The 12,986-nt window shown below is 66.2% G+C and carries 6 protein-coding genes; all 6 read left to right on the top strand.

From position 1 onward, the window contains the following. The first annotated feature begins 68 nt into the window (after positions 1 to 68). Positions 69 to 1,862: a lipase family protein gene (locus ACYVG5_RS14680; protein WP_222050035.1), complete on the top strand. Its 1,794-nt coding sequence runs from the start codon at positions 69 to 71 to the stop codon at positions 1,860 to 1,862. Then, complete coding sequence (locus tag ACYVG5_RS14675; protein ID WP_222050036.1) at positions 1,862 to 3,067, top strand: DUF6361 family protein; 1,206 nt, start codon at positions 1,862 to 1,864, stop codon at positions 3,065 to 3,067. Before ACYVG5_RS14680 ends, ACYVG5_RS14675 begins: the two co-directional genes overlap by 1 nt. A gap of 160 nt (positions 3,068 to 3,227) precedes the next feature. Then, positions 3,228 to 4,823, top strand: a complete 1,596-nt coding sequence (locus ACYVG5_RS14670) for a phospholipase D family protein (RefSeq protein ID WP_460683294.1) — start codon at positions 3,228 to 3,230, stop codon at positions 4,821 to 4,823. 20 nt (positions 4,824 to 4,843) lie between these two features. Further along, on the top strand, positions 4,844 to 7,990 hold the full coding sequence (locus ACYVG5_RS14665) for a helicase-related protein (RefSeq protein WP_460683293.1): 3,147 nt from the start codon (positions 4,844 to 4,846) through the stop codon (positions 7,988 to 7,990). Positions 7,991 to 8,520: 530 nt separating this feature from the next. Continuing rightward, entirely contained in the window at positions 8,521 to 11,457 is a 2,937-nt protein-coding gene (locus ACYVG5_RS14660) for an SNF2-related protein (protein WP_222050039.1), read from the top strand. After that, positions 11,454 to 12,809 carry an Hsp70 family protein gene (locus ACYVG5_RS14655; RefSeq protein ID WP_222050040.1) on the top strand — a complete coding sequence of 452 codons (1,356 nt, stop codon included), beginning with the start codon at positions 11,454 to 11,456 and terminating at the stop codon, positions 12,807 to 12,809. The genes ACYVG5_RS14660 and ACYVG5_RS14655 overlap by 4 nt, the downstream gene beginning before the upstream one ends. Positions 12,810 to 12,986 lie beyond the last annotated feature (177 nt).

The following is a 12,986-nucleotide window of genomic DNA, read 5'->3' as shown; positions in this document are numbered from 1 at the left end:
GGTGCCGGCTGGCAGTCTCCGCGGTCGAGCGGTGTCCCTCCGCCTCGCGAGGATCAGGAGTGCATGTCTTGTCTGCGAAGCTCGTCTTCCTGCACGGCGTCGGCGACGGCGACCCGCGTGGTCAGTGGCTGACCGGCGTCAACCGAGGCCTGGAGGCCGCGGGCTATCAGGGCTTGGCCAAGGCAGACGTCATCGCGCCGAGGTACAGCGACATCCTGTGCACCGACGGCGTGAGCGCCTCCGTACCGCCACGCACGTACGTGACGGCCGACGAGGAAGCGCGGCGGCGAGACTACGAGCGGCGTCAGGCGCGGGTGAGCCGCCTCATCGGGCACGATCCCGACGCCGGCCCGCTCGGATATGACGCCCTGCCACCTGCGCTGGTCAACCCACTCCAGGACCTCGCGGTGGGCTGGCCGGTCGGACAACTCGACCAGGTCAATCGGTACATGAGCAGTGATGGTCTCCGCGGGGCCGTCCTTCGCCGAGTCCTCGAACACCTGCCATCCGAGGGCGAGATCGTGCTGGTGGGCCACAGCCTCGGATCAGTCGTGGCCATCGACCTCTTGGATCACCTTTCCGTGGACCTCAAGGTGAAGCGGTTCATCACCATCGGGAGCCCGGCCGGATCGTTGTTCATCCACGAGAAGACCGAGCGGCTCCTCAAGCGATTCCCCTATGGCACCGTCGAGGACTGGTCCAACCTCCTCGGGCGCGCTGACCCGGTGACGGCAGGCCGTGGCCTGGGCGGCACCTTTCCGGCGGCACAGGACTTCTTCGTCGGCATCGGACACCAGCACGCAGCATGCGCGTACTTCGAGCACGCGTCGGTGGCAACGCTGCTGGGCGAGGCGCTGCAAGGATCGCTGGGGCAGGAGCTCGCCCCGATCGAGCGCTCGATCGAGCACGTTGGGTCGGTCCCCGAGCAACTCGCGATCTTCGCGCTGGCCTTTGCTCATCACGTACGACGATTGATCGACGACAAGAACATCGGCGAGCGTTATGCGGCAGCGCTCGAGCAGGTGCAGGAGGAGATGGGCAATCGCCTCCGCGTGATGCTCGCCAGCGAAGGGCGCACCTTGTCGCCGTCCGTTCGAAACCTCGCCGACGGCAAGCCACCGCGGGTGCACCGGTCATGGGACATCGACGAGGCCATCGAACCGCTCGTGTTGTGCGCTCTCTCGAATCTCGTCCAGCCGTACGACATCGACGCCGGGAAGGCGCCCGTGGCCGCGCTCCGCGACATGGCGATCGAGATCGGCATCGGGCCGGAGAGCGGTGTTGCGATCGGCAAGGCCATCGCTGAGGTCCGCGACGTGCTGGTCGCCAGTTCCGGCATTCCGTGGACCCGCATTTTGGTCGGTGCGGCCGGCGTCGCCCTCATCGCCACCGGCCCGCTGGGCATCGCCTTCGCCGCGCCCGTCGGGGCCTATGGAGGGGCTGCCATCGTCGGCGCACTGGCGGCGTTCGGACCAGGCGGCATGATCGGCGGGATGGCCCTCCTGGGTGGACTCGCCTCGACCGGGGCTGCAGTGGCCACCGGCGCCGCGACGGTGAGCGCGGCCGAGGCGCCCATCGATCAGATCGTCACCGACCTGCTCGTGCGGGTCTCGTCAGCCCGGGCGCGGCAGATGCTGGACGTCGCCCCGGACGAGGTGGTGTGGTTCCACGTCGTCGCCATCGAGGCGGAGGTGGCAGCCGAGCTCAACCGGTTGTCTCCTCTCAGCGATCCCAAGTCACCGCGGATCGCGGATCTCCGTCGCAAGTTGACGGTGGTCCGGAAGCTACTGACTTACATGGGTCAGGCGGGCATGCAGCCGCGGCAGTTGCAGGCCGGCTCCGACGAGAAGCCTGCGGCCTGATGGCGTCCGCCCTGTCCTGGCTGGACTTCTCGGCCGATGAGCAACGCCGGACCCGCGAGATGCTGCGACTGTTCGAGGAGAAGGAGAGCCGGGACGAGCTCGGCATCGGTCAGGTCCGGGACGCCTTCTCGGACCTCCTCTTCCCCGGCACCTCGGTCCTGCTGACCCGCGCACGGTACTTCCTCATCGTCCCGTGGTGCGGCCAGTACGCCGACAGCACCGCCCACTACAAACGCGGACGACAGACGCTCGACATGGTCGAGCGCAAGGCGCTCGTGGCGCTCAAGCAGGCTGCTCCGGACGCGACGGGGATCATCGGCGCCCGGGCCGGCACTGCGGTGAAGAACCTGCCGTCGGTCCTCTACAACCAGGCGCTCGAGCGCTACGGCATCTCTCGCACTGCCGTCGAGAGCGGCGTCCGTGACGAGGAAGAGGTCGGCGAGCACGTCACCCGCGAAGCGCGGGGTCACTGGACCTCGTCCCTACCGGCCGCGCCTGCTGGCTTCCCGGACCTGATCGACGACGGACTGCGGCTGTCGCCCGAGGAGGCGAACTGGCTGCAGGAGCAGATCACCGCCGCGTGCCCGGACACGTACCTCACCCACGTCCTGCTCTCGGATTGGTACGTCGACGGCGTGGACTGGCCCTGGAGTCACCCCGCTGCGCAGACCGCGCCTGCGGAGATCGTCTCGATCCTCGACGACGCGGAGCTCTTCTCCCTCGCCATGCACGGGGCCGCGCTGCTCTACAACCTGCTCATCGCCGAGTGGTACGAAGCCAAGGAACTGAGCAACGTCTCGGACCCAGTGGAGTCCTACCGGGAGGCACTGGACGAGTGGACCGAACAAGCTCTGGCGCATCCCAAGCGGAGCTCCTGGGACACCACCGCGATGTGGCGTCGGGTGATGGGCCAGAACCCGCGGATCGAAGCCAACATCCTCGCCCGCCGGTTCCTCGGAGAGTGGCTCGACGTCTTCGTCGGCGGTGACCTACAGGGCGTCCCCGACGACGTGGCGCTCCGCCAGCTGATCAAACAGCGTGAGCGTTCCATCAAGGGTGCGCAGTCGCGCTTGACCAACGAGAAGCTCCTGCGCAGCTGGGCCGGGGCATCCGGTAGCCGGCGGCTGACCTACCGGTGGGGGAACGTGGCCACGCTCATCGCGGACATCCACGAGGGACTGGAGCCGTCCGATGCTCGAGCCTGACGGTCGCTCGCTGCTCCTCGACGCCTTGCGCCCGCCGGAGGGCTACCGCCTCGACTACGGCGTGGCTACGACGTTCACCTTGCACCTGGACACGGCGCTGTCCGTCCCGCTGTCCTTCTTGTCCCGTCGACTGGCCGACTCAGGTGACCCGATCGCGCTGATGGAGGCGGTCCGGGCGGCGGCCGACCGGCTCGACGTCTTCCATCAAGCCGGCATGATCGCGATGCCCCCGTCACGCTCGCCGATCTTCTCGTTCCTGGAGCCGGTCCTCCACGCGGTCCGCCGTCCGAAACCGGGGCACCTCTTCCACCCCAAGCTGTGGGCGCTCCGGTACGTGAGTGACGACTCGGGCGACGTCCGCATGCGGCTGGTGGTGCCCAGTCGGAATCTCACTGCAGACCGCAGCTGGGACCTCTGTCTTCAGCTCGACGGACAGCTCATGCCTGAGCCGATCGAGAACAACAGGCCGATCGCGGACCTGTTGGGCGACCTCCCCGGCATGTGCCTGCAGCCGCTCGCTGGGGACCGCGCAGCCCGCCTCGACGTTCTGGCCAACGAGCTCCTGCGGACGGAGTGGGACCTGCCTGAGCACGTCGAGGAGCTCTTCTTCGACGTCCTGGGGCCCGGCCATGACCTCGCCGACGACTTCTTCGTCGGCGACGAGCACCTCGTCATCTCGCCCTTCTGCACCTCCGGCGGACTCACCACCGTCACCGGTGGCGCTCCGGCAACCGTCGTCAGCCGTCAGGACAGCCTTGACGCACTCCCCGCGGCTGTTCTCGAGCAGCACAAGGCGCTTGTCCTGGATCCGCTCACCAGCGAGATGGAGCACCAGGAGGACGGCGCCGAACTGAGCGCCATCGGGCTGACCGGCCTCCATGCGAAGTGCTTCATCCTCCGAGACGACAAGGACGCTTGGATCCGGGTGGGCTCGGCCAACGCCACGGAAGCAGCCTTCAACGGGAACGTCGAGCTCCTGGTCTCACTGGTCGGGTCGGCGGCGAAGTTGGGGGTCATCGACCTCTTCAAGCCGGAGAGCCAGCTCCGCACCATCCTGACGGAACACTCACCGCAGCCCGCCAGTGATGAGGACGACGTTGCCGGTCGACTGGGAAATCTGCTCGTCCACCTGGCCAGCGGTGAGTTCACCGCGGTCGTCCAGTCAGCGGACGACGGCCATCGGATCCGGCTGCAGGGACCTGCCCTCCCGCCGGCACCGGACGGTGCACGCATCACCGTCCATCCCGTCACGCTGCCCGAGTACGCCGCCGAGGTGCCGCCGGAGCAGCTGATCGACGCGACGTTCGGGCCGATGGAGACCGACCAGATCTCGGCCTTCATGGTGATCACGGCGAGGGCTCAGGACGGGATGACGGTGAGCGCCGTCGTCCTCGCTGACCTCGTGGGCGCGCCGGAGAACCGTCTCGACGAGATCATCGCCCGCCAGGTCGACACCCCCGAGAAGTTCCTTCGTTTCCTGGCGCTGTTGCTCGGCATGGGCCAGCCCGCGTGGGCAGCAGGGCTGGGCCCGGCGGGAAGCGCCGGCGCATCCGCCGGCAGCGCTTTCGAGGCACCAGGGTTGTTGGAGCTGCTGATGCGCGCGCTGGTCGAGCACCCGAACCGACTGGACGACCTCGCCCGCCTGGTCGACAGGCTCAGTGCCCATCCAGACCGCGGGGGCGTCCTGCCAGCCGGGTTCGCGGAGATCTGGGCGGTCGTGGACGCCGTCCGACAGAACAGGGAGATCGCCGCGTGACGCGCTTTGATGCCGGTCCGGTGCTCGCCGGACTGAAGGACTTCCAGCGCGCCACCGTCGAGCATGTAGCTCGCCGGTTCTTCACCGATCCCCAGCCGACGAGGCGATTCCTCGTGGCCGACGAAACGGGACTGGGGAAGAGCGTCGTGGCCCGCGGCGTCATCGCCAAGACCCTCGAACACCTCCAGGATGACGACCGGGTCGACCGCATCGACGTCGTCTACATCTGCTCGAACGCCGACATCGCGCGGCAGAACCTGGCTCGGCTGGAGGTCACCGGCAATCGGGCGACGCACATGTCCACCCGGTTGACGATGCTGGCCAAGCACACGGCCACGCTGAACGGCGCCGCGTCGGAGATGATCGACAAGCCGGTCAACCTCGTCGCCTTCACGCCCGGGACCAGCTTCGAGCAGGGCTGGCGAACGGGGCAAGCCGAAGAGCGAGCACTGATCTACCTGCTCCTGGAAGAGCAGCTGAGGCTCTCCGGCTGGGCCCGCCGCAGCGCGCTCCAGACCCTCCGCGCCACCACCAGGTCCTACGACCGTTTCGAGACCGTCGTCGAGAACCTCCGCTGGACGCTGGACGGTGGTGCTGACCCCGTCATCGCTGCGGCCTTCGGCCGGGCGATCAAGGAGGACGACCTGGCGGCGCGCGCCGAGGAGCTGTTCGACGACGTCGGTCGCCGGCACGAGCTCTCGGGTGAGCTGAGGCACCGAGCCACGTCGCTCATCGGGGAACTGCGCGGCCGGCTAGCGCGGGCCTCCATCGAGTCCCTGGAACCCGACCTCGTCATCCTCGATGAGTTCCAGCGGTTCCGGAACCTGCTCTCGGTCGAGGAGGGCGGCGAGAGCGCCGAGCTGGCCCAGGAGCTGTTCGACTACGGCCAGTCGAAGGTCCTACTGCTTTCGGCGACTCCGTACAAGCCCTTCACCTTGGAACAGGAACGGCTCGCCACGGGGGAGAGTCACCACAAGGACTTCCTGGAGACGCTCCGCTTCCTCAACGGCGACTCGAACTGGCTGCACCAGGTGGAGGACGCGCTCGCGGACTACCGCGATGCGCTGGCCCGCGGGTCGGCTGCGGGCGCGGCCGCGGGGCGCGTCAGGGAACTCCTGACCGCTGTCATGACGCGGTCCGAGCGTCCCCGGCTGAGCACGGGGGAGATGGTGCAGGAGAGGCGCATCGACCTCGCTGAGCTGACCGAGGACGACGTCCGGGGGTACGTGCGACTCCGGGAGCTCGCGTCTTCCGTCGACGCCCACGCGACGCTCGAGTACTGGAAGTCGGCGCCCTACTTCATCAACTTCGTCGAGGGCTACCAACTCGGCGACAGGGTGAAGAAGGCGCTGGCGGACGGCGCCTTACCGGCTGTCCGCGAATTGGTGTCCCGGACCCAGCAGCTCGATGCCGGGGCACTGTCGGCGTTCAGGCAGATGGACCTGGGCAACGCCCGGCTGCGCGTTCTCGCCGGCGGCACGGTGGAGCAGGGCTGGGCTGAGCTGCTGTGGCTGCCGCCGTCGATGCCCTACTTCACACTGGGACAGCCCTTCGCGCAGCACGCGGACGCCGGGATCACCAAGCGGCTGGTCTTCTCCTCGTGGTCAGCGACCCCAACGGCCATTGCCGGGCTGCTCAGCTACGAAGCCGAACGGCGCATCGCCGACGGGGTGCTGACCGAGAACTCCGCGCAGGCGCGCGCCTCGGTCGCAAGCCGGCTGGACTACCGCCTCGACGACCAGCGCCCGGCGGCCATGAGCGCCCTGGCTCTCTTCTGGCCGCACCCGGAGCTGGCACGGCTAGGCGACCCACTCACAGTCGCCCGCTCCCGCCCAGGTGAGCTGCTGACTCGCGCCCAGTTCGAGACAGCGGTGCGAGACGGCTTGGAGAGACCCGAGGAGGGCGAGGACGGGCTGGAGCCAAACGGCGACACAGCGGCGTGGAGCCGCTTCTTCGGCTGGCCGGGGGCGTTGCCCGACGGTGTCGGTGGCGGTCTGCTGTCCCTGCTGGCGGGCGGCCCGGGGGAGTCTGCTCCCGATGCCCCTCAGGACGAAGCGGACGTTCGCGCCGGCCTGAGTGCTCACGTCGAGCAGGCCCTTCGGGTGATCACCAGCGGGGGCCCTGGACGCCTCCATCGCAGGAACAGCCTCGCCCGGGATGTCGTCCGGCTGGCCGCGCACGCGCCAGGCAACATCGCTTGGCGGGCGCTGTCCCGCGTGCTCGGTGAGCAGGACGCCGTGACGAGCGGTGAGCACTGGCGCGCCGCGGCCCACCTGGCGGCCGGCCTGCGATCGCTGTTCAACCGTCTCGAGAGCACGCTCGTCATCGACCGGGGCGACGATGGTCCGGTCTACTGGCGTGCGGTCCTGGACTACTGCGCTGCCGGCAATCTGCAGGCTGTCATGGACGAGTACGTGCACCACCTACGGAGCTCACTGTCCGACACGCTTCTGACCGGCGAGTCTCTGTTCGACCTGGCCGATGGCATCGTCCGGGCGGTCACCCTGCGCGTGGCGAACTACGCGCCCTACTACCCGTTGGGCGAGGACGGGCCGCGCCTGCGGAGCAGCTTCGCGCTCCGCTACGGTTCGGCGCGGGGTACGGCGACCGACGGTGCCGAGGGGGTTCAGCTTCGGCAGCAGGACGTGCGGTCGGCGTTCAACAGTCCGTTCTGGCCGTTCGTGCTCACCACGACGTCAGCCGGCCAGGAGGGCATCGACTTCCACTGGTGGTGCTCGGCGATCGTCCACTGGAACACCCCGGCGAACCCGGTCGACTTCGAGCAGCGCGAGGGGCGGGTGCACCGTTTCGGTGGGCACGCGGTCCGGCGCAACGTGGCCGCCGCGCACCGCGCGGACGCGCTCAGCTCGACGGCAAACGACCCGTGGGAGGCGGCCTACGACGCCGCCAACGAGGCGACGAGAGACCGGGGCGACTTCGTGCCGTACTGGGTCTACGAGGGCGACGCGAAGATCGAACGGTACGTCTACCCGTACGCACTGAGCCTCGACGGTCCGCGCTACGACCGGCTGAAGCGCGACTTGGCGCTCTATCGCCTCGCCTTCGGGCAGCCGCGCCAGGAGGACCTGCTGAAGTTGCTCGATCGGCGGAGTGACGAGGAGATCGACGCGACGGAGGTGATCGACCTGCGGGCTCCGACGACCTAAGGATCCAGAACTTCTCCTGCCGCAGCCGGAGATGACTCAGCGTGCGGTGGCAACCGGGGGGCTGACGCCATACGGCCGGAGTGCCGAGTCGCGTCGGCCGGACCGCTGAGGCTGTGCGGTCGGCGGTCGAGATATCCCTCGGCGCGGTAGGTACGGATGGGAGCTGGCCAGGCAATCTCAGGTGAGTGGACGACCGGTGCTGGCCAGAGATGACTGCAGGACGCGAACGCGGAGTCATCTGAGCCAATCCTTCCAAGCGGATCAATCGATGACCACACTCCGTGGCGTGCCGCACGGCATCGCGGCAGGCCAAGCCGCTGGGGGGTTAGTCCTGGTCATTGTCATTCTTTGGATGCCTCATGCCGATCGCATCGGCATCGTTTGCCCCGTGTGCCACAACTGAGTGATTTGGGCCTGAATTGGACCGAAACATATAGTGTCGTGGTTAGGGTGATGCTCCACCTCGGATGGGAGTTCTCGTGCTTTCGGTTGGCACTGCCGTTCGGCGCCGCGGCTCAGGGGATGTCGGCGTGATCGTCGGGGCCGCGGCGGAGCACTGGAAGGTCGCCTTCGGTGGCGCCGTCGTCATGCTGGACGGATCGGAGCTTGAACCCGCACCCCGCAATCCAGCAGAGCTGCTGAGTGACGGCAAGCCGGGAAATCCGGAGAGCCACGTACTACGCATTCAGGCACATTACCTCCAGCATGCGTACCGGCATGACCCACTGGCCAGCCTGACCAACGCTCGCATCGAACCGCAGATGCACCAGGTCTTCGTGGCTCATCGCGTCACCAACAAGCTCCGACCGCGGATGATTCTGGCCGACGAGGTCGGACTAGGTAAGACGATCGAAGCGGGCCTGATCCTGAAAGAGTTGCGTGCCCGCGAGCAAATCTCGCGAGTACTCATCGTCAGCCCTGCCAGCCTGACGCGACAGTGGCAGACGGAGTTGGCCTCGAAATTCAACGAGCAGTTCGAGATCTTGGACGGCGCCGCGGCGAAGTACCTCGGCCGCGACGGAGCGAATCCCTTCACTCTGCGAGACAACGTCATCTGCTCCTTGCCTTTTGCCAGCAATGACAAGCGGATGGTGCAGGTGCTGGACGCGGAATGGGACCTTGTCGTGTTCGACGAAGCGCATCGTGTGCGCCGAACCAGGCAGAAGGAGACAGCCGCGTATCGGCTGGCTGACGAGCTCAAAGAAAATGTTAATGGATTGCTCCTGCTCACCGCAACTCCCGTGCAGCTTGATCAGTACGAGCTCTATTCCTTGATTCAGCTGGTCGAGCCAGGAACTTTCCGCAACGAGAAGTCTTTCGAAAAGCAGCGCCTTGAGATTCCGAGGCTGAATGATCTGATGAGGCAACTGGACGCTTGGGACACCCTCGACCAAGGCGAGCGAGAGCTACTTTTCCAGCACGAGAAGGGAAGGCTCCGGCGCGCAGGCGTCACCTCGGCTGCTCAGCTTGAGGACCACGACGTCCTGACGCAGGCCCTCGACCGCGTCATAGGGCAGCACCCATTGGCCAACGTCATGGTGCGTAACCGAAAGGCCGAGCTCGGCTTGGCCGGCAGGCGCCGAGCGAGGACCGAGCTCGTCGAACTGACGGACCTAGAGCGGGAGTTGTACTCCGATGTCACCGAGTACATCCGGGAGGGATACAATCGCGCGCGATCCAGCAGGAACACCGCAGTCGGCTTCCTCATGGTCACTTATCAGAAGATGCTGACCAGCAGCTCGCACGCTCTGCGGAGGAGCTTCCGTCGCCGAATCGAAGCCCTGCATGGTGAGCGCCAGAAGGTCATCGCAGGAGCGAATGCGGCGGCGAGGCTCATTGATGAACTAGGCGAAGACCCCGAAGAGTTGGGCCTGCTGAGCGACCAGGCCGCAGGGGTGCTTGTTGACGCGGCCTACATCGATGTCGAGATCAGGCAACTGACTGATCTGGCAGCGCGGCTGGACCACGTCAGGGACAGCAAAATGGCAAAGGCTGTGGCCGTCTGTCAAGGAGTACTCGAGGACCCTGACGCGAAAATCGTCGTCTTCACGCAATTCGTGGAGACGCAGACATTCCTTGCTCAGGTACTTCGCGCGAACGGCATAGACGTCGCGCTGTTCAATGGCGCCCTCAATCCGGACGAAAAGGAGCGTGCGGTCCGTCAGTTCCGTGAGTCGGCATCCGTGCTCATCAGCACCGAAGCTGGCGGTGAGGGACGGAACCTCCAGTTCGCGAGCCATCTGATCAACTACGACCTGCCGTGGAACCCGATGAAGGTCGAGCAGCGCATCGGTCGCCTCGATCGCATCGGCCAGAAGCGGCCCGTGAACATCTACAACTTGGTCGCGAGTGGGACCTTGGAAGAGCGCGTACTGGAGGTGCTAGCAGACCGCATTCGGCTGTTCGAAGAGTCGATCGGTGCTCTGGACCCGATCCTCGGGAGCGTTGAGAAAGACATCGCGAGGTTTGCGCTGTCCGATGAGGTGGATGTATCCCGCGACTTCTCGGCCTACTCCAACGAACTGGAGAAGCAGGTGCGGCAAGCCCAGGCTGTCGAGAAGCGGCTCGGGGACTTCGTACTCGACCGGGCTAGTTTTCGCCGTGACCAGCTGAATGAGCTGCAACAGCACTCCGCGATGGCAACGCAGGCAGATGTGGCCGCCTACTGCCGCGAGGTTCTTGACCAGCACGGGGGTTTCGTCAGTGAGCACGACGAGGGTGGCGACTCGGTCGTCCTCTCGCCCCGAGCCATGAACAGGCTCGGCCTGCAGCAGACCAGCTTTCGGGGTGTCTTCGACACAGCGGAGGCGCTGCTCCGGGATGACCTTGACTTCTTCGCCTTTGGGCATCCCTTGGTCGACAGGTTGGTCGCGTTCGGTGCCTCTCTCGAGGACGGAACCGTAGGGTGCAGACGCTCGACGTCTGTGCCACCCGGCACGTGGGTCGAGGTGGTCTACGAGGTCCGCGTGCGCGGGCTCACCAACCGAGGTGCCCTCATACGCCACGTCGTCGGTGAGGATCTCCAAGTTCTTAGCCGGCTTTTGACGGACCGTCCGGCTGACGTTCCTGTCGAGGTCGACGTACCGATCTGGACGCACGCTGCGCTGGAGGCGAGTCAACGCCTCTGGGATGCCGAGTTCGGTGAGCAACGCCAGCAGCGAGTCGTGGAGTTCGAGGCAGTGAGGCTGCAGCTACTCGAGCGTGAGGAGCGCCTGTTCGCCTACAGGCGGGATCGGCTGCAGCTCCAGGTCACGCAAGACAGCGAGTGGCTGGACGCGCGGAGCGGACCGAACATCAGCGCCAGCGACCGGCGGGTACTTCCCGCCCGGAAGGGCAAGCTGGCCAAGAATCTCGAGCGTCTCGCAGAACTGCAAGACCGCTACCTCATCGAGTGTGAGGAGATTGGGCGGCGTGAACTGCAGATGGACGCGACCGTTGCCTGGGCAGCCGTTGTGGTGGGCCCGTGAAGGGAGGCGTGGCATACGGTATCGACTTCGGGACCAGCAACAGCTCCATCGCAGTCGCATTCGCCGACGGCTCCACCCACGTCATTGGCACGGAAAACCGTGCACCCGCTCTGCGGTCCTTGGTCTACCTCAACCGCGACGGGAACCGGCTCACAGGCGAAGACTCTGTTCGTGCCTACCTGACCACAGCTACGGCGCAGACGGCCTGCAGTCGATGCTCATTGGTGGACCACACGCGGTACGGCACCTACACGACGTGCGTTCAGCACCGTAGCGGGGGCAGCTGCAGAGACAGCCGCCTACTCGCACAGGTGAAGCGCGACCTGTCGTCGGATCATCTAGACAGGACGAACAGCTGGACTCGTGACTACCGGTTCACGGAACTGGTTGCCGTCATTCTCAAGCGTCTGAAGAAGACGGCCGATCGTTCGACCGGTCAAGACATCCGGCGCGTGGCCATCGGGCGGCCCGTTCGGTTCCCCGGTGTCGAAGCTGACCCTCTACGCCTTCAAGCGCTCGCCGAAGAGCGCCTGCGCGAAGCGGCGGGGATAGCCGGCTTCTCGCACGTCCAGCTAGTGCCTGAACCACAGGCCGCGGTTACGGTCGAGGGAATCAGCGACGGCCTCGTCGTTTGCACGGACTTCGGCGGTGGCACCTTTGATGTGGCCGTGCTGTCGAAGAAGAACAACCGGGGCACGGTCCTTGCCCTTGGAGGTGCAGTCATAGGCGGGGAATCTTTCGATAGCCGACTTTTCGATCTCAAGGTGCGTCCGGCCTTGGGAGTCGACGGTCAAGCGGGGGCCGCCAAGCAGCTTGGGGTGCCGGGGTGGCTGCGTGCCGGTCTCAACTCGCTGACCGGATGCCAGCAGTTGCTCCGTGATGAACGAGTCGGGCCGGTGTTGCGTGACCTGTCCGCGCATGGTGGGCGCGGTGTCGCGGAAGCACTCAGGGAGTTGTTGTACGGAGGTCAGGCATGGGCCTGCCACCAGGCCGTTGAACAGGCCAAAATTCGTTTGTCGACCGAACGCCAAGCCCGGATCACCCTACGACGGCTACCTCACCTTGACCTCGACATCCTTGTGCAGCGGTCAGAGTTTGAGCAGTCGATCCGCTCCGAGCTGTCCAAGGTGGAGGCATGCATCCACGAGACTCTGGCAAGAGCCGGCGTGGATCCGGATCAAATCGCCTACGTGACGCGAACCGGAGGCTCTTCTCGGATTCCGGCGTTTGAGGCGATGCTGCACTCGACTTTTGGAGCTAGCAGGGTCGTCGATCGCGATGCGTTCACGACGGTAGTCACGGGCTTGGCTCGGTTTGCGTATGCCGAGTGGGCATCGTCGAGGCCCGTGTGACAGCGCCCTTCGTTCCGACTGGCCGAGAGTTCGATGAGGGGGACCTGCCTCGGACCGAGACGGCCCGTTTGCCACGCCCCCCGGAGTTGGCCGGTGCGGAAGCGGATGCTTTTCGCGTGCACGACTTCGTCCTCGAGGTCAGCCCCGAAGTCGATGAACCACGTCCTGGGAGATCTG

It is taken from the genome of Modestobacter lapidis (assembly GCF_054780755.1).
This window is presented reverse-complemented; position numbering and strand designations above follow the sequence as displayed.